The sequence below is a fragment of the Mesorhizobium sp. STM 4661 genome, from assembly GCF_000359125.1.
GTDB lineage: Bacteria > Pseudomonadota > Alphaproteobacteria > Rhizobiales > Rhizobiaceae > Mesorhizobium.
This window is the reverse complement of the sequence record NZ_CAAF010000078.1, coordinates 1-20,210: the sequence shown is the minus strand read 5'-3', so window position 1 is coordinate 20,210 and position 20,210 is coordinate 1. Positions and strand designations below refer to the sequence as shown.

Annotated in this window: 21 protein-coding genes; 13 read left to right on the top strand and 8 right to left on the bottom strand. The window is 61.7% G+C overall.

Annotated features, from left to right (window positions below; all coding sequences use genetic code 11):
- Window positions 1-441 precede the first annotated feature (441 nt).
- The 4 genes from rpsT to MESS4_RS26440 form a co-directional block, all read right to left on the bottom strand.
- Window positions 442-708, bottom strand: a complete 267-nt coding sequence (rpsT, locus tag MESS4_RS26455; protein WP_006337920.1) for a 30S ribosomal protein S20 — start codon at window positions 706-708, stop codon at window positions 442-444.
- Between the two features lie 264 nt (window positions 709-972).
- Window positions 973-1,746: an enoyl-CoA hydratase gene (locus MESS4_RS26450; RefSeq protein WP_006337919.1), complete on the bottom strand. Its 774-nt coding sequence runs from the start codon at window positions 1,744-1,746 to the stop codon at window positions 973-975.
- Window positions 1,747-1,796: 50 nt separating this feature from the next.
- The gene (gene mutM, locus MESS4_RS26445) at window positions 1,797-2,687 is read right to left on the bottom strand and encodes a bifunctional DNA-formamidopyrimidine glycosylase/DNA-(apurinic or apyrimidinic site) lyase (protein ID WP_036242237.1); all 891 of its coding nucleotides are present in this window, start codon (window positions 2,685-2,687) and stop codon (window positions 1,797-1,799) included.
- Complete coding sequence (locus MESS4_RS26440) at window positions 2,680-3,924, bottom strand: phosphopentomutase (protein WP_036242266.1); 1,245 nt, start codon at window positions 3,922-3,924, stop codon at window positions 2,680-2,682. The genes mutM and MESS4_RS26440 overlap by 8 nt, the downstream gene beginning before the upstream one ends.
- 156 nt (window positions 3,925-4,080) lie before the next feature.
- Here MESS4_RS26440 and MESS4_RS26435 point away from each other — a divergent pair, with 156 nt between their 5' ends.
- On the top strand, window positions 4,081-5,004 hold the full coding sequence (locus tag MESS4_RS26435) for a PhnD/SsuA/transferrin family substrate-binding protein (RefSeq protein ID WP_006337912.1): 924 nt from the start codon (window positions 4,081-4,083) through the stop codon (window positions 5,002-5,004).
- Between the two features lie 30 nt (window positions 5,005-5,034).
- On the opposite strand, the gene MESS4_RS26430 is transcribed toward MESS4_RS26435, so the two are convergent.
- The 3 genes from MESS4_RS26430 to MESS4_RS26420 all read right to left on the bottom strand — a co-directional run bounded on the left by MESS4_RS26430 (window position 5,035) and on the right by MESS4_RS26420 (window position 6,833).
- A complete protein-coding gene (locus MESS4_RS26430; RefSeq protein ID WP_006337910.1) occupies window positions 5,035-5,655 on the bottom strand; it encodes a TadE/TadG family type IV pilus assembly protein in 621 nt (206 codons plus the stop codon).
- 37 nt (window positions 5,656-5,692) lie between these two features.
- Window positions 5,693-6,292, bottom strand: coding sequence for a TadE/TadG family type IV pilus assembly protein (locus tag MESS4_RS26425; protein WP_157385689.1), 600 nt, complete (start codon window positions 6,290-6,292; stop codon window positions 5,693-5,695).
- A 118-nt stretch (window positions 6,293-6,410) separates the two neighbouring features.
- Window positions 6,411-6,833: a pilus assembly protein N-terminal domain-containing protein gene (locus MESS4_RS26420; RefSeq protein ID WP_006337906.1), complete on the bottom strand. Its 423-nt coding sequence runs from the start codon at window positions 6,831-6,833 to the stop codon at window positions 6,411-6,413.
- A 344-nt stretch (window positions 6,834-7,177) separates the two neighbouring features.
- Between MESS4_RS26420 and MESS4_RS26415 the strand changes: the two genes are divergently transcribed.
- From MESS4_RS26415 to MESS4_RS26375, 9 genes are all read left to right on the top strand, one after another.
- Window positions 7,178-7,357, top strand: a complete 180-nt coding sequence (locus MESS4_RS26415; protein ID WP_006337905.1) for a Flp family type IVb pilin — start codon at window positions 7,178-7,180, stop codon at window positions 7,355-7,357.
- 168 nt (window positions 7,358-7,525) lie between these two features.
- A complete protein-coding gene (locus tag MESS4_RS26410; protein WP_036242264.1) occupies window positions 7,526-8,044 on the top strand; it encodes a prepilin peptidase in 519 nt (172 codons plus the stop codon).
- Window positions 8,045-8,237: 193 nt separating this feature from the next.
- On the top strand, window positions 8,238-9,050 hold the full coding sequence (gene cpaB, locus MESS4_RS26405; RefSeq protein WP_006337902.1) for a Flp pilus assembly protein CpaB: 813 nt from the start codon (window positions 8,238-8,240) through the stop codon (window positions 9,048-9,050).
- Window positions 9,047-10,591, top strand: coding sequence for a type II and III secretion system protein family protein (locus tag MESS4_RS26400; RefSeq protein ID WP_006337901.1), 1,545 nt, complete (start codon window positions 9,047-9,049; stop codon window positions 10,589-10,591). The genes cpaB and MESS4_RS26400 overlap by 4 nt, the downstream gene beginning before the upstream one ends.
- A 14-nt stretch (window positions 10,592-10,605) precedes the next feature.
- Window positions 10,606-11,349, top strand: a complete 744-nt coding sequence (locus MESS4_RS26395) for a CpaD family pilus assembly protein (protein ID WP_006337898.1) — start codon at window positions 10,606-10,608, stop codon at window positions 11,347-11,349.
- Between the two features lie 54 nt (window positions 11,350-11,403).
- The gene (locus MESS4_RS26390; protein WP_006337897.1) at window positions 11,404-12,687 is read left to right on the top strand and encodes a CpaE family protein; all 1,284 of its coding nucleotides are present in this window, start codon (window positions 11,404-11,406) and stop codon (window positions 12,685-12,687) included.
- 29 nt (window positions 12,688-12,716) lie between these two features.
- Complete coding sequence (locus MESS4_RS26385) at window positions 12,717-14,222, top strand: CpaF family protein (protein ID WP_006337895.1); 1,506 nt, start codon at window positions 12,717-12,719, stop codon at window positions 14,220-14,222.
- A 29-nt stretch (window positions 14,223-14,251) separates the two neighbouring features.
- Window positions 14,252-15,265, top strand: a complete 1,014-nt coding sequence (locus tag MESS4_RS26380; protein WP_006337892.1) for a type II secretion system F family protein — start codon at window positions 14,252-14,254, stop codon at window positions 15,263-15,265.
- Window positions 15,266-15,277: 12 nt separating this feature from the next.
- Entirely contained in the window at window positions 15,278-16,294 is a 1,017-nt protein-coding gene (locus tag MESS4_RS26375; protein ID WP_006337890.1) for a type II secretion system F family protein, read from the top strand.
- Between the two features lie 187 nt (window positions 16,295-16,481).
- Here MESS4_RS26375 and MESS4_RS26370 read toward each other — a convergent pair whose 3' ends face one another.
- On the bottom strand, window positions 16,482-17,309 hold the full coding sequence (locus tag MESS4_RS26370; protein ID WP_198292807.1) for a tetratricopeptide repeat protein: 828 nt from the start codon (window positions 17,307-17,309) through the stop codon (window positions 16,482-16,484).
- Window positions 17,310-17,422: 113 nt separating this feature from the next.
- On the opposite strand from MESS4_RS26370, the gene MESS4_RS26365 reads away from it, so the two are divergent.
- The 3 genes from MESS4_RS26365 to MESS4_RS26355 all read left to right on the top strand — a co-directional run bounded on the left by MESS4_RS26365 (window position 17,423) and on the right by MESS4_RS26355 (window position 20,151).
- Window positions 17,423-18,781, top strand: coding sequence for a leucyl aminopeptidase family protein (locus tag MESS4_RS26365; RefSeq protein WP_006337886.1), 1,359 nt, complete (start codon window positions 17,423-17,425; stop codon window positions 18,779-18,781).
- 105 nt (window positions 18,782-18,886) lie between these two features.
- On the top strand, window positions 18,887-19,237 hold the full coding sequence (locus MESS4_RS26360; RefSeq protein WP_006337884.1) for a MarR family winged helix-turn-helix transcriptional regulator: 351 nt from the start codon (window positions 18,887-18,889) through the stop codon (window positions 19,235-19,237).
- A 53-nt stretch (window positions 19,238-19,290) separates the two neighbouring features.
- The gene (locus tag MESS4_RS26355) at window positions 19,291-20,151 is read left to right on the top strand and encodes an NlpC/P60 family protein (RefSeq protein ID WP_006337882.1); all 861 of its coding nucleotides are present in this window, start codon (window positions 19,291-19,293) and stop codon (window positions 20,149-20,151) included.
- Window positions 20,152-20,210: the final 59 nt, after the last annotated feature.

Here is a 20,210-nt window from a genome sequence, read left to right as displayed (position 1 = left end):
ACGACTAACGGATTTTTAAGGAATCTGGTTAGCGAAGACGGATTGGGACGCTATACTGCAACCGCACATTTTGACAAAGCCATTGTGATTCAAACCCTTTTCCGGCGAATATGAAAAAGGCCGCGCCGCGCGAAATTTTCTGAAATAATTTTCTTGACAGCCAATTGTCCCCGATCCCCCACCCTTGATGTGAACAAGCTGTGGATGACCATCTGTAATTATTTGAAATTAATACATAATTTTTGACAGGCGCTATTTCTGGCGCGGCCGCTTTCGGCGACTTCGAATATCAGCGGGCATGTATATGCCGGCAAAGCATTTGGAACTTCGAAATCCACGCACAGTGTCGTTTGCGGGCTTTCTTTTTAAGTACTTGCCGGCAAACGAAAAAACCCGGCGCGATCGGCCGGGCTTGAAGAAGACAAGTTCAGGAAACGTATATTAGGCCGACAGCACTTTAAGCCGTTGAGCGAGTCGCGATACCTTGCGGGATGCCGTGTTCTTGTGCACCACGCCCTTGGTCGCGGCGCGCATCAGTTCCGGCTCCGCCACCTTGAAGGCAGCCTGCGCGGCAGCCTTGTCGCCCGAGGCGAGCGCCTCTTCGACCTGGCGGACATAGGTCCGCACGCGTGAGCGGCGGTTCTTGTTGACCGCCGCGCGGCGGGCGATCTTGCGCGTTGCCTTTTTGGCCGAGGAGGTGTTGGCCATGATGCCTCTCTTCTGATCTGGTGGGCGCACGCGGGATGCCGCAGGGCGCAAAAAACAAACGGGCAGCCACGCGGCCGCCTCGGTTGGAGCGGCTTATAGTTCAGCTTTTCCGGCGCGTCAACGCCGCTTCGCCCTCTTTTTGGCCGGTGCTGCCGAGGTCCTAAAGCGCGTCGCGTTTAAGCGAATTCATGCGCCGCGCCTTAGGGTCTTGTTTTTATGCAAGTCGTTGTCGCAAAACCGCTGCGCATTTTTGCGCGACATGCATTAGCGGTTGGTGAAATTCGGCTTCCGCTTTTCGGCAAAGGCCGCCATGCCTTCCTTCTGGTCGTCGAGCGCAAACAGGGAGTGAAACAGGCGCCGTTCGAACCGCAGCCCTTCGGCCAGGGTCGTTTCATAAGCGCGGTTGACGGCCTCCTTGGTCATCATCACCGACGGTAGCGAAAAATCCGCGATCTTGGCTGCCGCCTTCAGCGCCTCCTCGAGCAGTTCGCCGGCAGGCACGACGCGCGACACCAGGCCGCAACGCTCGGCCTCCGCCGCATCCATCATCCGTCCGGTCAGGCACATGTCCATCGCCTTCGATTTGCCGACGAAGCGGGTCAGGCGCTGCGATCCGCCCATGCCCGGCATGACACCAAGGGTGATTTCGGGCTGTCCGAAGTTGGCGTTGTCGGCGGCGATAATGAAATCGCACATCATCGCCAGTTCGCAGCCGCCGCCGAGCGCATAGCCGGCGACCGCCGCGATGATGGGCTTTCGCGCCCGCGTGAGCTCTTCCCAACCGACGAAGAAGTCCTGCACATAGGCGTCGACAAAAGAGATCGCCTGCATTTCCTTGATGTCGGCACCGGCGGCAAAAGCCTTCTCGGAACCGGTAATGATCATGGCGCCGATATCAGGGTTCGCGCTGAACCCGTTCACGGCCGCCACCACCTCCTTCAGAACCTCGGAGTTCAGCGCGTTGAGCGCCTTGGGCCGGTTCAGCGTGATCAGCCCGACCTTGCCGTGCGTTTCCACAATGATGGTTTCATAGGCCATGGCTTCGCCTCCTCGTTCCAGGCAATCGATGAATGTCGATCGGTCCTAGCTTACCGCTGGCAGGTCCGGCAATAGAAGGTCGAGCGCCCGCTTTGCACGATGCGCTCGATATGGCCGCCGCAACCAGGCTTGGAGCAGGGTTCGCCTTCCCGATCGTAGACCGCGAAGGAATGCTGGAAATAGCCCATTGAGCCATCGGTCTGCATATAGTCGCGCAGCGACGATCCGCCGGCGGCTATCGCATCGGCAATGACCGAACGGATCGCCGCGGCGAGGCGTTCAGCCTGTTCGCCAGCCTTTTTCCCGGCCTTGGCGATGGTGCCTGCTTCGCGCAGCGGCGACAGGCCGGCGCGCCACAGCGCTTCCGACACATATATATTGCCCAGTCCCGCGATCAGCCGCTGGTCGAGCAGTGCCGCCTTCAACGGTGATCTGCGACCTTTGAGCAACGAGGCGAGCAGCGCTCCATCCAGCGCATTGCCTGTCGGCTCGACGCCCAGCCCCGCAAGCATCGGATGCGTGTCGACCAGCCCTTCCGCAAACAACATGAAGCCGAAGCGGCGCGGGTCGTTGAAGATCACGCGCGATCGGCCGCCTTCCGGCGAGACGACATCGAACACGACATGATCGTGCGCGGCACTTTTCGAACGCTCGTGATAGAACACGCCCGGCAGGTCGCTGCTGTCGGCCGTTTCGATGCGGAACGAACCCGACATGCCGAGATGGCAGATCAGCACCGGACCGCCGTCCAGATGCATCGTCAAGTATTTGGCCCGGCGGCCGAGCGCCGTGATCGTCTTGCCGGTCAGCCGCTCCGAAAATCTTTCCGGAAACGGAAATCTGAGATCGGGCCGGCGTGCCTCGACGCGGGCGATGCGTGCGCCTTCCAGGACCGGCTGCAGGCCGCGCCGGACCGTTTCGACTTCCGGCAACTCAGGCATGGCCGCCTATCGTCGCGTGGAAGGAGGTACCGTGACGGCCGCGCGCCAGCCCGAGATGTTCGGCGACGGTCTCACCGATGTCGGCGAATGTCGCTCTCAGTCCGATGTCGCCGCCTCTGAAACCCGGACCCATGCCGATCACCGGGATGCGTTCGCGCGTGTGGTCGGTGCCGTGCCAGGTCGGATCGTTGCCGTGGTCCGCCGTGAGGATGAGAAGGTCGCCGGGCTTCAGGCGCGCGAACGCCTCCGGCAGCCTCCGGTCGAAGGTTTCGAGCGCTGCGGCATAGCCGGCTACGTCGCGGCGATGGCCGAACTCGGTGTCGAAATCGACGAAATTGGCAAAGACGAGATCGCCGTCGCCGGCGTCGTCCATCGCGCCCAGCGCCTTGTCGAACATCGCCATATTGCCGGCAGCCTTGCGCACCTCCGAGATGCCGCGATGGGCGAAAATGTCGCCGATCTTGCCGACAGCGATGACTTGGCTGCCACGTGCCGTCAGCCGGTCGAGCAAGGTCGGTTCCGGCGGTGGCACGGCGTAATCGCGGCGGTTGTGCGTCCGTTCGAAGCTGCCTGCGGTTTCCCCGATGAAAGGTCGTGCGATGACGCGGCCGATGTTCAGCGGATCGACCAGCCTGCGCACCACCTTGCAGAATTCGTAGAGCTGCTCCAGGCCGAAGTGGGTTTCATGGGCGGCGATCTGCAGCACCGAATCGACGGAGGTGTAGCAAATCGGCTTGCCGGTACGAATGTGCTCCTCGCCGAACCGCTCGATGATCTCGGTGCCCGGGGCGTGGCAATTGCCGAGAATGCCCGGCACCTTTCCTTCCCGTATGATTGCTTCGGTCAGTTCGGCTGGAAAGGTAGGGACCGTGTCCGGGAAATAGCCCCAGTCGAAGCGGACCGGCAGGGCGGCGATTTCCCAATGGCCCGACGGTGTGTCCTTGCCGCTCGAAATCTCTTGCGCCGCGCCGTGGAATGTCGAGGCAAGAAGGTGGACTTTGGCGCCGCTTTCGAACCTCAGCCCAGTTGCGGTTTCCGCGGCCCGGCCCAGACCGAGCGATAGCATGTTGGGTACGAAAAGTGGTCCTTTGCGCAGGCCCACGCGATCCCCGCGGCCTTCGGCGCAGGCTCTAGCGATGTGTCCGAAGGTGTCGGAACCTGTATCGCCATAGCGCTCGGCGTCGGCTGCGCCGCCGATGCCGAAGGAATCGAGAACGAAAAGGAAGGCGCGCGCCATTGTCAGGAATTCATTATTCTCTGTCTGCTGGGTCCAGACATAGGGGGCCGCGCCGCCATTGGCAATTCGGAAACCAAACGGCAACTGCATGGCGCGATAGTCGAGATACAGCTATTGCCGAAGTGGCATGGCTCGATGGAAATCGGCGGGGAACACATGAAACATGCCTTGAAGGCCTCAGCTGCCATCCTGGCGTTGCTTGGCGCTTCCTGGCCCGGCCCGGCGCGCGCCGATTGGCGGGACGATATCGGTACGTTCCGCATCGGCATCGTCGCCGAACCCGGCGCCGGCAACACCCTTCCGGGTCTGGCGCTGTTGACGGACGCCTACACCAAGGCGCTTGGCATGAAGGTGGAGTTCGTCGTTGCCCGCGACTATGCGGCACTGATCGAGGCGCAGGCCAATGCCCGCATCGAATATGCGGTCTATTCGGCGACCGCCTACGCCACCGCGTCCGAACGCTGCAGCTGCGTCGAACCTCTCGTGGCGCCGATCGATTCCGACGGCGCCATCGGCATCCGATCGGTTCTGCTGACGCGGAACGGCAAGGTTCCCGACCTGACGGCGATGGAAGCGCACCGGGTCGTCATGGCGCCCTCGGACAGTGTCGGCGGCTCTCTCTTGCCGCTTGCGGGATTGGCCGCTGAAGGCGTCAAGGTCGCCGAGGACGCGCCGTTTCTGACGCACGCCAGTTCGGCTGCGGCGGCCGAAGCAATGCTGGTCGATGGCGAGGCCGATGCTCTGTTCGGCTGGATACCGTCAGCAGCCGACGACGGGCCGGATATTGCGGGCGGCACCGTCGCCAGGCTGGAGGTGGCGGGGCTTTCGAAAACAGCGTTTCAGATCGTGTGGAGGTCCGGCCTGCTGCGGTATGGCCCCCATGCGGTTCGCAGCAATCTCGACCCCGAGGCCAAGCGGCGGCTCACCGTGTTTCTCACCAACCTCAGATCGATCTCGCCGGATATCTACGATCTTCTGGAAGCGAAACATTCCGGCGGGTTCACTGTCGTCGATCCGCAGGATTACGCGATGGCCGCGGCCGTCGTGCGCTGGGTTTCAGGCAGCGACCATCAACAATAGATAGCGGCCAAAGATAGCGGCCAAGTCGTTTCAGCAGTTGTCGCAGGGGATCGTCGGGCTCCTGCGGGCTCTGAGATAGTAGGTTTCGCCCATCGATATCGTGTCGAAGGCCGTGGTCAGCCCAAGGCGCCTTTGACCGTCGGCCGACCAGGTGATGATCGGCTTGTAGGCGAGACCGCTTTCGACGCGAACAAGGAACGTGCCCTTGATGTTGAGCGTCGGCGGGACCGTCGTGATGGAGTTCTTGGCGGCGTCGGCGTTGAAGGCGCCATCGACCATCTTGCGCGACCAGACGACCTGCACCTTCGGCGTCGTTTCGTCCGTGATCTGGATCGCGGTGATGATGATTTTCGGGGTCGAGCGGTTGTAGGGCTGAAGGCTGGAGTTGCCGATCTTCATGATCGCATCGAGGTCGGCGGTCTTGACGGACTGCTGCTGGGTGACGAGATCGGCGACCATGCTGCCGATACGGCTCACCTTCTTGCTGGTCTCGATGGCTTGCGAGGCTTCCATGGTCACGAAATACATGATCAGCAGGACAGGCACGATCAAGGCAAACTCGATGGCCGCGACGCCGCGGCGATCGCGGCAGAACCGTATTGCTCTCGAATAGATCCCGGCGATTCCCATAGGTGCCCCCGCACGAACCATGCCCCTGTCCTCTTCCCACTCACGCATCGGTGCAGCTTCAGTTGTCGAACGGCTCGTTCTGCCAGGTGGCCGATGCGAAATGCAGCGTGTTGCCGTCTTTCAGATTGGCCATCGACTTCGCCATGAAATCGGTCATGACAGGCCATTTGTAAAAGACCCGCAGCATATTCTTTGTTTCAGCCAGCCCCGGAGCCACCGTAAAGGTCGTGGAGCTCGTGCCCGTCAGCACGATGTCGCCGTTCTGGATATTGAAGCCCGCTGATGCCGCGTCGGCGAAGGTCGGGAATTCGCGCAGGTCCACCAGCAATCCCGGGCAGTTCTTGGCGACCATGACCTCCAGCCGGCTGCAGATCATCTGCTTTATCGAGGCCTCGGTCACGTTGGCCTTTCTTATCTGGCCCGTCCGCAGCTGACGGGCGACGTCGTCGGTGGCGTTGGCCATCACCTCTTGCCCCGCAAATGAAATGCAGCTCTCCAGGATGGCGAAGACAAGTAGGGCGAACGGAATGGCAAGCATCGCGAATTCCAGCGCCGTGCTGCCGCGCCGGTCGCGAACGAAGCGCCCGAAAAAGCCTGTTCGTCCTGCTTTGCCCATACACTGTCCCTGCCGATCCTGACGCGGTGTCGGGAGGATCATTAGCGGAAATCCATTGAGGTCCAGTTTGGATGGTCGATAAATTCTTCGGAAAGATTTTAACCGGCCGATAACCGAAGCGATATTTCAGCGAAATGAAGAAGAGAACAGTCCGTTCGCCCTACCGGCTGGTGTTCATCTCGGCTTCGGAGGTCTTCTCCGCTTCGCTCTTGTACGAGCTTTCGCAATATGGCGCGCAGGACATGGTCTGTACCTCGGCGCGTCGATAGATGCGTACCGACGCCGCGGCCTGCCGCACGACGGTGATCTGCTCGTCGACGATCGGGCTGCCGTCCTGATCGAGGACGACGAGGTTGGTGACGCCGAAGCCCTTGCCCGTCAGTACGATCGTCGATGCATCCTGCACGGAGGCGTCGGCGATCGCCGGATTGCCGACGACGACGGTGTCCGCGGGGCGTGACAATTTGACGATCTTCGCCTGGTTCATCGTGACCTCGATGCCGGCGCCGGCTTTGGCAGGCACGACAAAGGCCGCGGCGGCCAGAAACGCTGCAATCGAAAATGACGATCTCGGCCCGGTCATTGAAGCGCTCCACGGCGGCAAACTGTTCAACGGAATATGAACGGGATTGGTGAACCAACGGTTAAGCGGATGAAGACCGTGATAGTGCCGGCAAGGACATTGGGATCACCTGGCGCGGCCCGCCCCCGGTCTCAAATCCCCGAACTAGGGCCCGAACCTGCGTCTCAGGCTGCTGGGCACCACTTAGTTTACGGTTAACCACACAATGCCCTTGAAGCGGGAAAGGAATCGGTAAGGCTGTTTATTAAGCCGATCGAAAGAGCTTCTCCATAGATTGGCAGCATCCGATCAGCCGCTAAGAGAAGTTGACGGAATTGCTGTAACACGTGGAGTAGGAGTTCTCGATGTCTAATCTCATTGCACGTTTTGTGAAGGACGAATCCGGCGCGACCGCTATCGAATACGGTCTGATCGCCGCTCTCATCGCGCTCGCCATCATGGTCGGCGCCGGCTCGCTGGGCAACGCGCTGAACTCGAAGTTCAACACGATCGCTACCTCGGTCAACACCGGTACCGCCCCGTAATAACGACCTCTCGTCGTTTTCCAGAGCAAGGGCCGCCTCATTGGCGGCCCTTTTTCGTCGTACCGGCCGATTTTGAGTTGGCGGCCTCATCAATCGTTAATCCAAGGTGCCTAGGCTGGAACCAGCATAGTTTGACCCCAGATACAGTTGACCACGGGCGCCGCGCCGATGCTTGAAGCCTTGATCTTCGTTGTCTTCCCTTTCTGCATGCTTTTCGCCGCGATCTCCGACATGCTGTCGATGACGATCGCCAATCGCGTGCCGGCGCTGCTTGTGGTTGTCTTCGCCCTGGTCGCGCCGTTGACCGGCATGGACTGGGCTACCTATGGCTGGCATTTCGCCGCCGGCGGCCTCGTTCTCGCCGTGACGTTCGGTCTGTTTGCGCTCGGCGGCATGGGAGGCGGCGACGCCAAGTTGCTGGCCGCCACCGCCATCTGGATGGGGCTGAACATCCATCTCGTCGAATATCTCGTGGCCTCGACATTCATCGGCGGCCTGCTGACGCTTGCCATCCTCGTCTATCGGAAATCGCCGCTCGCAGCCATTACGAGCCGCAATCCGTTCTTACGCCATTTCGCCGACGAGACATCAGGCGTTCCCTATGGCATCGCACTTGGCATTGGCGGATTGCTCACCTTTCCGGATTCGCCGTTGACGGTGTGGGCCCTCGCAAGACTGACAGGCTGATCCTCGACTCACTCCAGTTTCGGATTTTGAGCAGGCGGATTGGCGCTTTTTTGCGCGCCGGGCCGCGATCCCTCCAATTTATGTAAACCTTAAATTAATCACGATCGTAAGTATTACATTAACCTTGTTTTGACGATTGCCGCTGCAATGTCCGGCTTGGCTACATGGTTTGCCAAGGGCGAGGTTCGGACAGATGCCAGCATCCCGACTGATTATTCTGGGCGTGGCGGTGGCTGCGGCGGGTGGCGCAGGATATGTTGCGAAAAACATGGTGGCGGCTCCGCCGCCACAAATCGTCGAGTCCCCCCAGGCGCCGGCGATCGCGCTGCAGGACGTCCTTGTCCTGTCCGGCGACGTTCCGATGGGAAGCCAGCTTGAGAACAACATCGGTTGGCAGTCCTGGCCGGCTGACGGCATCAACGCGAATTTCATCACCCGCGCCGCCGAGCCCGAAGCGCTGGAGAAGCTGAAAGGCGCCGTCGCCCGTATGGCGATGTATGCCGGTGAGCCGCTGCGGCGCTCCAAGCTGGTCGGCGAGGGGCAAAGCTTCATGTCGTCGATCCTGCCCTCCGGCATGCGGGCGGTCGCGACAACCATATCGGCCGACACTTCGGCCGGCGGCTTCATTCTCCCCAACGATTTCGTCGACGTCATCATGACCCGTAGATCAGAGGCCGCCAATGGCGCGCCAGCCGGCTTCAACACCGAAACCATCCTCAAGAACATTCGCGTCCTGGCGATCGACCAGACCATCCAGGAAGACGAGGAAGGCAAGAAGACCAGGGTCGGCCAGACCGCCACGCTGGAACTCACGGCGCAACAGGCGGAGATCATTACCGTCGCCCAGCAGATGGCGGATCGCTTGACCTTGGCGCTGCGGTCGATCACCGACACCCAGGAGAAGAATCTGAGTGAGGCCGATTATCTTGTTTCCGGCAATGGGCGGCGCGGAACGGTGCGGTTGATCAAGTCGGGCGAAGTTTCCGAAGTGGGGACAAGGAAATGAGGCTAAACGGCAAACTACCGGTCACCCTGGCTGCGGCAATCGGCCTGTTTCTCCTTGCAACGAATGCGCATGGCCTTATCGAGGCGAAGGCGGCGAGCAGGAATGCCGAGGTGACGGCTTCGACCGCCACCCAGCGCGTCAAGCTCGGATTGAACAAATCGGTGGTCATCGACCTGCCGAGCGACGCCTATGACATTCTCGTCGCCAACCCGACGGTCGCCGATGCGGTGACCCGCACCGCCAGGCGCATCTATCTGTTCGGCAAGCAGGTTGGCGAGACCAACATCTTCGTCTTCGGCCCCAATGGCGAACAGATCGCCAGCCTGGATCTGGCGGTCGAACGCGATGTCGCCGGCTTGGAGGACTATATCAAGCGCTTCATCCCGACGTCGGAGATCAAGATCGAGTTGCTGAACGACAACGTCGTTCTGACCGGCACCGTGGACACCCCCCTGGACGCCAAGCGCGCGCAAGACCTGGCGGAGATCTTCGTGTCCGGCGGCGAAGCGACCACGGGCCAATATTCGCAGACCGCTGCCGGCGGTTCGGCCGAGTCTGGCGTCGCCATCGACAATCCGGACTCCGAGCGCCGCGTCAGCAGGATCGTCAACCTCTTGCAGATCATCGGCGACGACCAGGTGACGCTGAAGGTGACGGTCGCGGAAGTCAGCCGCTCGGTGATGAAGCAGCTCGGCGTCAACATGGTCGGCAACGGCGGCAGCAATGGCATCAGCTGGGGCGCGCTCAGCGACTCCGTCATGGGTCTCGGCAAGCCTCTGAGCAGTTCTGGCGTCAGTTTCGCCACGTCGTCGTTGCAGGGCTACATCAACGCCATGGAACAAGCCGGCGTGATGAAGACGTTGGCCGAACCGACATTGACCGCCGTGTCCGGCGAAAAAGCGACTTTCAAGGTGGGTGGCGAATTCAATCTCGTCACCGGTCAAGATGTTACGGATGTCGACAACGAAGAAAGGCAAAAAGGAAAGAAGCCCAAGATTACCTATACTGTCGAGCAGCTCGAATACGGCATCGGCCTGGAGTTTCAGCCTGTCGTGCTGTCGCCCGGCCGCATAAGTCTGAAAGTAAGGACATCCGTTTCCGAGCCAACCACCGAAGGTTCCGTAGGGCTTTCGACCGGGTTGAATTACCCCGGCACCAACATGCTTTCGATCCGCAAGCGCCTGGCCGACACGACGGTCGAGCTGCCTTCCGGTGGCTCCATGATGATCGCCGGTCTTGTTCGCGACGATGTCCGCCAAGCCGTAGGCGGCCTGCCCGGCCTGACCAAGATTCCGGTGCTCGGCACGCTGTTCCGCAGCAGGGATTTCGTGCGCAACGAGACGGAGCTCGTCATCATCATCACGCCCTATCTGGTCAAGCCGGTGGCGCGCAACAACCTTGCCAAGCCGGATGACAATTTCAATCCGCCCAGCGATGGCGCCGGCATGTTCCTTGGCCGTGTCAATCGCGTCTACGGCACCATGCAGACCGACAAGCCCAACGGCCGTTATCACGGCGTTGTCGGCTTCATCTACAAGTAAGCGGGGAAGCGGATATGTCTCAATCAGCATCGAAGGCAAGGACGGCTACCGCGACGACGCGATCCGGCCGTTCGCGGATCTACCGGCCGGCGGTTCCAGTCTTGGCGGTCGCGGTCGCGGCATTGCTCACGGGCTGCGCCAATTTCAAGAGGGATAGCATCACGGTCGGATCCGTTCCGGACGATTATCGCACCACCCATCCAATCGTGATTGCCGAGAAGAACGAAAAGATCGACCTTCCGGTCGGCGCCGGCGATCGCGGCATGACCGGCTCTCAGCGTGACACGCTGCTGGGTTTCCTCGACGGTTACGACAAGAGCGCCGCTCCGGCGCTGACCATCGCGATCCCGAGCGGCTCGGCCAATGAGATCGCCGCGACCGCGGCCGGTCGCGATTTCGCCAGGCTTGCCATTGCCAGCGGCATCGGCCGCAACCGGATCGTCATGACCACCTACCAGTCGGTTTCGGCCGAAGCGTCCGCGCCGATCCGCGTCGCCTATGTTTCGGTGAAAGCCCAGACCGACAAATGCGGACGCTGGCCCGAAGACCTGCTGCAGACGTCGGAAAACAAGCACTATGCCGATTTCGGCTGCTCGTATCAGAACAATCTTGCCGCCCAGATGTCCAATCCGGCCGATCTGCTCGGGCCGCGCAAGCAGACGCCCATCGACGCGGAAAATCGGGGCAATGTGATCGACGCCTACCGCAACAGAGAGATTTCTGACGAGCTCCTCGGTAATTCGGAAGTGGACTACTAGGAACTTCGACACTCGACGGACCTTAAGCCGCAGAAGTCACGGAAAGAGATGACAATGAGCAATCTTGCTTACGACACCGGGGTGGATGGCGGCGAAACCTCGCAGCAGGATATCGCCGCGATGCAGGCCTTGCGGCCGATCCCGCGCATCTCGATACAGGCATTTTGCGAGACCGACGGCGTCGCCAATCCGGTTGAACGCGCCGGCGAGGACCGCCGCATGGCCAAGGCCCATCTGAAGGTCCATATGGGGGGCATCCCCACCGCCATCGAATTCTATCAATCGGCGCCGACGCCGAACCTGATCCTGCTGGAATCGCGCAGCGAGCCGAAGCAATTGCTGGAGCAACTCACCCAGCTCTCCGAATATTGCGATCCGACCTCGAAGGTCGTCGTAATCGGCCACTACAATGATGTCGGCCTCTACCGCGAGCTCATCCGCTCCGGCATTTCGGAATATGTCATCGCGCCGGTGTCGATGGCCGATATCGTCAGCGTGATATCGTCGATCTTCGTTGATCCGGAAGCCGAGCCGATCGGCCGCTCGATCGCCTTCATCGGCGCCAAGGGCGGCGTCGGCTCGTCGACCATCGCCCACAATGTGGCCTGGGCGATGTCGTCCCTGTTCAAGTCCGAGGTCGTCGTCGCCGATCTCGATCTTGCTTTCGGAACGGCCAACATCAATTTCGATCAGGATCCGGCCCAAGGCATTGCCGAGGCCGTCTTTTCACCCGAACGTATCGACGAGGTCTATCTCGACCGGTTGCTTGCCCAGTGCGCCGAGCACCTGTCGCTGCTTGCGGCGCCTTCAACGCTCGACCGGGTCTACGATTTTGATCCAGACGCCTTCACGCAGCTTGTCGACACCGCCCAGCGCAGCGTGCCGCTTCTGGTGCTCGATGTCCCGCATATCTGGACGGGCTGGACCAGGAACACGCTGACCAAGGCCGACGAGGTCGTCATTACGGCGACGCCGGAACTGGCCAATCTGCGCAACACCAAGAATCTGGTCGACATGTTCAAAAGGCTTCGCCCGAATGATCCGCCGCCGAAGCTGATCATCAATCAGGCCGGCGTGCCGAAGCGTCCGGAGATCTCGTCGTCCGACTTCGCCGACTCGCTCGGCATCTCGCCGATGTCGGTCATTCCCTTCGAGCCGCTGCTGTTCGGAAACGCCGCCAACAACGGGCGCATGCTGGGTGAAATGGATGCCAAGAACCCGGTCGTCGCTATGGTCAACGAGATTGCGCATGTGCTGACCGGGCGCAGCGAAATCAAGGTGAGAAAGAAAGCGGGCCTTGGCAATCTCCTTGGCAAGCTCTCGCGCAACAAGAAGTGATGCATCCGTGGCTGAATTGGTAGTCGATCATGTTTGGTAAAAGAGGCAGTGACGACGGCAGCCGATTCACGCCGGAATTCCGTCAGCCGGCATCTGCGCCTGCCGCCCCGGCGCCGGCAAACCCAGCGGAAACGGCGGTTCTTGCCAAGCCCGCGCCGCCGCCATCTGGCGCGCCTGCACCGCCGCCCGCGCGCCGCGCGGTCGAGGCGCCGCCATTGGCGCCGGAGCCGAAAAGGGTCCAGCGCGAAAGGAGCGAAACCTACTACGATACCAAGAGCCAGGTCTTCTCGGCGCTGATCGACACGATCGACCTGTCGCAACTCGCCAAGCTCGACCCCGAAAGCGCGCGCGAGGAAATCCGCGACATCGTCAACGACATCATTGCGATCAAGAATTTCGCGATGTCGATTTCCGAGCAGGAAGAGCTGCTCGAGGATATCTGCAACGACGTGTTGGGCTACGGGCCGCTGGAGCCATTGCTCGCCCGCGACGACATCGCCGACATCATGGTCAACGGCTCCAAGAACGTCTACATCGAGGTCAACGGCAAGGTCGAGCAGACCGGTATTCGTTTCCGCGACAACCAGCAGCTCCTCAACATCTGTCAGCGCATCGTCAGCCAGGTTGGCCGCCGTGTCGATGAATCGAGCCCGATCTGCGACGCGCGTCTTCCCGACGGCTCCCGCGTCAATGTCATCGCGCCGCCACTCGCCATCGACGGCACCGCGCTCACCATCCGCAAATTCAAGAAGGACAAGCTGACGCTCGATCAGCTGGTCAAGTTCGGTACCATTTCGCCGCAAGGCGCCGAGATTCTCAAGATCATCGGCCGCGTCCGCTGCAACATCGTCATTTCAGGCGGTACCGGCTCGGGCAAGACGACGCTGCTCAATTGCCTGACCAATTATATCGACCGCGATGAGCGCGTCATCACCTGCGAGGATTCGGCCGAACTGCAACTGCAGCAGCCGCATGTCGTGCGTCTGGAAACCCGCCCGCCCAATCTCGAAGGCGAGGGTGAGGTGACCATGCGCGACCTGGTCAAGAACTGCCTGCGCATGCGGCCCGAGCGCATCATCGTCGGCGAAGTGCGCGGACCGGAAGTGTTCGATCTGCTGCAGGCGATGAACACCGGCCATGACGGCTCGATGGGAACGATCCACTCGAACAGCCCGCGCGAATGCCTGAACCGTATCGAATCGATGATCGCGATGGGTGGCTACACGTTGCCGCAGAAAACCGTGCGCGAAATCGTGGTCGGTTCGGTGGACGTGATCATACAGGCCGCTCGCTTGCGCGACGGATCGCGGCGCATCACCCACATCACCGAAGTGATCGGGATGGAAGGCGACGTCATCATCACGCAGGACATCGTCCTCTACAATATCAAGGGCGAGGACGCGAACGGCAGACTGTTGGGCGAGCATGTGTCGACAGGCATCGGTCGCCCGCATTTCTGGGACCGTGCCCGCTACTATGGCGAGGAACAGCGTCTCGCCAATGCGCTCGAGGCGATGGAGAAACGCGCTGACTGACGCATCCGGAGGCGCAGGGGCCAGGGTCGATGTTCGGGATTGACGGCACCGTATTGGCATTCATCGTGCTCGCCGGCTTCAGCGCCGGCGGGGTCGCCTATGCTTTTCTGTTCAACCAGATCAGCGAGGAGAAGCAGGTCGGCAGGCGGCTGGAGACGATCAAGACCGCCGAGACGGATCGTTCGGTCGTCAAGGCCTCGCGCGATCGCGTGGCGGAAGCCGCCAAGCGGCGCAAATCGGTGCAGGACTCGCTGAAGGAACTCGAACAGAAGCAGAAATCCAACCAGCGCATCGTCAAGAAGCCGCCGCTGAAGGCTCAGATCCGCCAAGCGGGCATGAAGATCTCGCTCGAGCGCTTCTATGTCTACTCGGCCGTTTGCGGCGTCGTCCTGACGTTTCTTGCCTATTTCATCGGCGCGCCGCTGCTTGCCTTGCCGGGCGTGCTGCTGGTCGGCGCTCTCGGCCTGCCGCGCTGGTTCGTCTCGTTTTCCCGCGCTCGCCGGGTGAAGGCCTTCCTCAACGAATTCCCGAACGCGCTCGACATCATCGTGCGTGCGGTCAAATCGGGCCTGCCGCTCAACGACGCCGTCCGCCTGATCGCCAACGAATCTCCCGAACCGGTCAAGACCGAGTTCCGCCGCATCGTCGATTCGCAGCAGATGGGCCTGTCGATCCCCGACGCCAGCCTGCGCATGGCCGAAACCATGCCATGCACGGAAGCGAGCTTCTTCGGCATCGTCATCCAGATCCAGTCCCAGGCCGGCGGCAACCTTTCGGAGGCGCTTGGCAATCTCTCGCGCGTGCTTCGCGATCGCAAGAAAATGAAGGCCAAGGTCCAGGCGCTGTCCATGGAAGCGAAGGCGTCCGCCATGATCATCGGCGCTTTGCCTTTCATCGTCGCCTTTCTCGTCTACCTGACAAGCCCGAATTACATCATGCCGCTGTTCACCACCAGCGTCGGCAATCTGATCCTTGGCTGTTCAGCGGTCTGGATGTCGATTGGTATCCTGGTGATGCGCAAGATGATGAACTTCGATGTCTAGGATTGAGAGCGCATGACCGAACACGTCGTCAAAACCCTGACCGACCCGGCGTTTCTCATTGCCATGCTGGTCGCTATCGCGGTGTTTGCGACCGCCCTCACGCTGCTGCCCGCCTTCGGCGGGAACCAGCTCAAGGCGCGCATGAAATCCGTGGCGTTGGAGCGTGACGAATTGCGCGCCAAGCAGCGCGCGCGGCTGGCCGCCGAGGCTGATCGCCGCCGCAAGGGCCTGCGCGAGGAACAGTCGATCGGCATGCGCAACATCGTCGACCGTCTCGATCTGAGGCGCGCTTTGGCCGATGAAGGCACGTTGCAGAAGCTGAAAGTGGCGGGCTTTCGCGGGCAAAACCCGCTGACGCGCTTCCTTTTCTTCCGTCTGGTCCTGCCTTTTGTCGGCTTCGCGCTGGCTGCCGTGTATATGTTCGTGCTCGGCGGATTGCCCGAGCAGCCGCTTTTGATCAAGATATTCGTTTGCATCGTCGTTGCCTATGCGGGCTTTTACGCGCCGGTGCTCTATGTCAACAACCGAGCCACCAAGCGCAAGCAGTCGATCCAGTTGGCCTGGCCCGACGCGCTCGACCTGATGCTGATCTGCGTCGAGTCGGGCATGTCGGTGGAGGCGGCACTTCGCAGGGTCGCCGACGAGATCGGCGCGCAGTCGGTAGCGCTCGCCGAAGAGTTCATCCTGACCAATGCCGAGCTTTCCTATCTGCAGGAACGCAGGCAGGCTTACGAAAACCTTGCGAGCCGCACCGGCCTGGAATCTGTCAAGTCGGTATCGCAGGCGCTGGTCCAGGCCGAGCGCTACGGCACGCCTGTGGCGCATGCGCTGCGTGTGCTTGCCGCCGAAAGCCGCGACATGCGCATGAACGCCGCCGAGAAGAAGGCGGCGGCCTTGCCGCCCAAGCTCACCGTGCCGATGATCCTGTTCTTCCTGCCGGTGCTGTTCGCCATCATTCTAGGCCCCGCGGGTATCCAGGTGAGCCAACGCGGCATTTTCGGCGACCAGCCGAAAACCAGCAGCGAGTAGGCGACCTGTCGCAGAGAAAGCCGCGCTGCTGACGCCGTGCGGCTTTTAGTCTGAATGGGCGCTACCGCATCGGCCCGAAAATCGGAATCGATTTTCGGGCGGCCGATGCGTGGATTAAAAGTGCTAGAGCGTACTTTGTGCGTCCAAGTGGACGCACGTCGCTCTAGGTGCCCCGTAGCTGCAATTGTCAGTTGGTGGCGGGCTTTGCCTTGTCCTGATCCTTGAGCTGGCTCCAGGCATTCTGCTGGGCGAGCATCTGGCGAAGATAGGCCACGTTCGCCTGCGCCTGGTCGGGCGACAGTTCCTGCGAAGCGATCTTTTCGGCCTCGTCGAAACGGCCCTGCAGGCCGACGACCAGAGCCAGGTTCTGGCGGACCCGGCTGTCGGCGTTCGGCTGCTGTGCGGCCGAACGCATATAGGTTTCAGCCGTGCGCAGATCGCCTTCCAGCACATAGGACATGCCGAGGTTGGAAAGGATCGAGGGCTCGTTCGGCTTGAGGTCGAGCGCCTTGCGGTAATCCTGGCGCGCTTCGTCCTTCTGGCCGAGCTGGTCGAGAATGGCGGCTTCCGCCGATACCAGTTTCCAGTCCGGATATTCCGGCGTCTGCGCGCGGCGCACGGCATCGAGTGCCGGCTCGAACTGCCCGTTGGCGGCGAGCGCCTTGCCATAGGCGGCAAGCACGTCGCGGTCCTTTGGCAGGACGATCGCCAGCTTGCGCATAACGGCAAGCGACTGATCGGCATCGCCATCCATCTGCAGCGCCGCCGCATAGTTCGTCGCGATCCGCTTGTCGTTGGGATTCTTGGCATAGGATTCGCCAAGCCTGATCGTTGCACTGTGCAACTCGCCGGCTGACATGGTTTCCAGCGGTTTGCTGCTCGAACGCGCAATCGAGCCGGTGGTGAATTTGCTGGTTCCGCAGCCGGCGACGCTGGCTGCAAGCGCCATCACGAGCGCCGTGGTGATCAGCCGTTTTCCCGTGGCGTTCGTCATTCGGTTGGTCGGCATCAACATCGGCCTCTATTCGTGCGCGTGGCCATTGCGTGGCCATCTTCCCTCCCAAAGAAATATTCTGTTAACCCTAACGGACAGTTAAGAAACGCCGACTCAAAGCCGGAGACCATTCCATGCCCGTCGAACTCATCGAGACGAAACCGAAGAACGCGCTGCCCGTGCATCTGGTCGCCAAGGACGGTCTGGAGACAGCCGACCTTGCGCCATCTTCGATCGCCTGGGCGAAGGCCAACGGCTTCTCCGGCGAGGCTGGCAGGACGCTTGTCGTGCCCGGTGAAAACGGCGCGCTGGCCGGCGCGCTGTTTGGCATTGGCGATGGCGCGCTCACCGTCGGCGCCCTGGCGAGAGCCCTGCCGGAAGGCGACTGGCATTTTGCCTCCGCACTGGCCGAGCCGGAACTCGCCGCCATCGCGCTGGTGCTCGGGGGCTATGTCTTCACCCGCTATGGCAAGAAACCGGGCAAGACGCTGCGCTTCGCGCTGCCGCGCGGCGCCGATGCGGCGCGCATTCACCGCATCGCCGACGGCGTCTTCCTGACACGCGATCTGGTCAACACGCCGACCAGCGACATGGGGCCGGACCAGCTGGAGGCGGCGGTTCGGACACTGGCCGCGGCGCACAAGGCCGAAGTGTCGGTGACCAGGGGCGACGATCTGCTGACGCAGAATTTCCCCATGATCCACGCGGTCGGCCGTGCATCGGCCGATGCGCCGCGTCTGGTCGATATGATCTGGGGACCGAAGAATGCGCCGAAGGTGACGCTGGTCGGCAAGGGCGTCTGCTTCGACACCGGCGGCCTCGACATCAAGCCGTCATCGGGCATGCTGTTGATGAAAAAGGACATGGGCGGCGCCGCCAATGTTTTGGGCCTGGCTTCGATGATCATGGCTGCCGGGCTGAAGATCCGGTTGCGCGTGCTGATCCCGGCGGTCGAGAATTCGATCGCCGGCAACGCCTTCCGGCCCGGCGATGTACTCACGAGCCGCAAGGGCATCACCGTGGAGATCGGCAACACCGACGCCGAAGGGCGGCTGGTGCTGGCGGATGCCTTGGCGCTGGCCGATGACGAGGAGCCGCAATTGCTGGTCGACATGGCGACCCTGACGGGGGCCGCGCGCGTCGCGCTCGGTCCCGACCTTCCGCCCTTCTATACCGGCGACGAAGCGCTGGCGTCCGAACTGGCGGCGGCCTCGGTCGCGGCCGAGGATCCGCTGTGGCGCATGCCGCTGTGGCGCCCCTATGATGCAAAGCTGTCGTCGAAGATTGCCGACATCAACAATGTCACCACTGACGGGTTCGCCGGTTCGATCACCGCGGCCCTGTTCCTCAAGCGCTTCGTCGAGAAAACGGTCGCCTGGGCGCATTTCGACATCTTCGCCTGGAACCCGGCCGATCGCAATTACGGTCCGGCCGGCGGCGATGCGCAATGCATCCGCGCGCTGGAGAGTGTCATCTCAAAACGCTACGGCTGACCATGATCCCGAAAAGTGGGAACCGGTTTTCGGATAAGATCATGGTCCAACAATAAGATTCGCGACTGAAACGGAACCGAAACAATTTGCCGTCATGCTGGCCGGATGTCGATCGCGATGCGTCCGAGCCAGGCCATGCGACTGTGGCAGCAGGTCATGCTGTCGCAGGTGCGCGAGAACGCGCCTGATCTCACCATGCGCCAGACGGCGATCCTGTTCACCATCTATCTCGATCCACCGCCGCATACGGTGCGCGGGCTGGCCGCGCGGCTCAACGTCACCAAGCCGGTCATCACCCGCGCGCTCGACACGATGGGCGCGCTGAAGCTGGTGTCGCGCCATCGCGACGAACTCGACAAGCGCAATGTGCTGGTCAAGCGCACGGTCGAAGGCGCGCTCTTTGTCGAGCGCTTCGGCGATGGTATCATCGCCAGAGCCCAGGAACTGCCCATCTAGGGCAAAGCTCAAACGCCAAGATAGAACAGACAAGATAGAACAGAGTTGCCGATTTGACCGCCCGCGACGCCCGCCTCCACGCCTTCCGATCTGATCTCGCCGACGCCAGGCTGAAGGGCGAGGTTGCCGCCGAGCGCTTTGTCGCCGGCCGGCCGGCGCGGATCACTGCGCCGGTGGCCGACATACGCAAGGCGCCGCGCCCCGACGCCGGCGTCAATACCCAAGCCCTGTTCGGTGACGATGTCCTTGTCTTCGAGGACGCCGAAGGCTGGGCCTGGATCCAGGCCGAACGCGACGGTTATGTCGGCTATGTCGCCGACACTGTGCTGGGCGCGCGGGATCGCACCCCGACCCATATCGTTTCCGTGCCGCGCACCTTCCTCTATCCCGGCCCGGATCTGCGGTTTCCCATCACTGGACAACTCTCGATGGGATCGGCGGTGACGGTGACCGGTACTGCCGAAACGCGCGGCACGCACTATGCGCTGCTGCCATCCGGCGAGGCGATCATATCGGGCCATTTGCGGCCAGTCGGCGAGGCCGTCGCCGACTATGTCGGCGTCGCGGAGACCTTTCTCGGTACACCTTATCTTTGGGGTGGCGCCTCGGGCTTCGGCATCGACTGTTCCGGCCTCGTGCAACTGGCGATGCACATGGCCGGCAGGCAGGTGCTGCGCGATTCCGACATGCAGGCGGCGACCATTGGCGAGCCGCTCGACCCCGGCCCGGATTTTGCCGGGCTCAGGCGCGGCGACCTGATGTTCTGGAAAGGCCATGTCGCTGTCATGACCGATGCAAAGACCATGATCCACGCCAATGGCCACACCATGCTGGTCTCACGCGAGGGGCTGAAGGATGCCGTTGCCCGCATCGGCTATCTCTACGGTGGGCCGACCGGGTTCCGACGGCCCTAAATGCAAATCTTCCCTTCTCCCCTTGTGGGAGAAGGTGGATTGGCGCGCAGCGCCAAGAC

Coding starts and splice junctions, on each gene's coding strand:
- MESS4_RS26450 (WP_006337919.1), bottom strand. CDS start 1,746: ATGGCCTATGAAACCATCATTGTGGAAACGCACGGCAAGGTCGGGCTG.
- MESS4_RS26410 (WP_036242264.1), top strand. CDS start 7,526: ATGCTTGAAGCCTTGATCTTCGTTGTCTTCCCTTTCTGCATGCTTTTC.
- MESS4_RS26360 (WP_006337884.1), top strand. CDS start 18,887: ATGTCGATCGCGATGCGTCCGAGCCAGGCCATGCGACTGTGGCAGCAG.
- mutM (WP_036242237.1), bottom strand. CDS start 2,687: ATGCCTGAGTTGCCGGAAGTCGAAACGGTCCGGCGCGGCCTGCAGCCG.
- MESS4_RS26380 (WP_006337892.1), top strand. CDS start 14,252: ATGTTCGGGATTGACGGCACCGTATTGGCATTCATCGTGCTCGCCGGC.
- MESS4_RS26430 (WP_006337910.1), bottom strand. CDS start 5,655: ATGGTTCGTGCGGGGGCACCTATGGGAATCGCCGGGATCTATTCGAGA.
- MESS4_RS26440 (WP_036242266.1), bottom strand. CDS start 3,924: ATGGCGCGCGCCTTCCTTTTCGTTCTCGATTCCTTCGGCATCGGCGGC.
- MESS4_RS26365 (WP_006337886.1), top strand. CDS start 17,423: ATGCCCGTCGAACTCATCGAGACGAAACCGAAGAACGCGCTGCCCGTG.
- MESS4_RS26425 (WP_157385689.1), bottom strand. CDS start 6,292: ATGATCCTCCCGACACCGCGTCAGGATCGGCAGGGACAGTGTATGGGC.
- MESS4_RS26420 (WP_006337906.1), bottom strand. CDS start 6,833: ATGACCGGGCCGAGATCGTCATTTTCGATTGCAGCGTTTCTGGCCGCC.
- MESS4_RS26400 (WP_006337901.1), top strand. CDS start 9,047: ATGAGGCTAAACGGCAAACTACCGGTCACCCTGGCTGCGGCAATCGGC.
- cpaB (WP_006337902.1), top strand. CDS start 8,238: ATGCCAGCATCCCGACTGATTATTCTGGGCGTGGCGGTGGCTGCGGCG.
- rpsT (WP_006337920.1), bottom strand. CDS start 708: ATGGCCAACACCTCCTCGGCCAAAAAGGCAACGCGCAAGATCGCCCGC.
- MESS4_RS26415 (WP_006337905.1), top strand. CDS start 7,178: ATGTCTAATCTCATTGCACGTTTTGTGAAGGACGAATCCGGCGCGACC.
- MESS4_RS26385 (WP_006337895.1), top strand. CDS start 12,717: ATGTTTGGTAAAAGAGGCAGTGACGACGGCAGCCGATTCACGCCGGAA.
- MESS4_RS26370 (WP_198292807.1), bottom strand. CDS start 17,309: ATGTTGATGCCGACCAACCGAATGACGAACGCCACGGGAAAACGGCTG.
- MESS4_RS26390 (WP_006337897.1), top strand. CDS start 11,404: ATGAGCAATCTTGCTTACGACACCGGGGTGGATGGCGGCGAAACCTCG.
- MESS4_RS26395 (WP_006337898.1), top strand. CDS start 10,606: ATGTCTCAATCAGCATCGAAGGCAAGGACGGCTACCGCGACGACGCGA.
- MESS4_RS26435 (WP_006337912.1), top strand. CDS start 4,081: ATGAAACATGCCTTGAAGGCCTCAGCTGCCATCCTGGCGTTGCTTGGC.
- MESS4_RS26375 (WP_006337890.1), top strand. CDS start 15,278: ATGACCGAACACGTCGTCAAAACCCTGACCGACCCGGCGTTTCTCATT.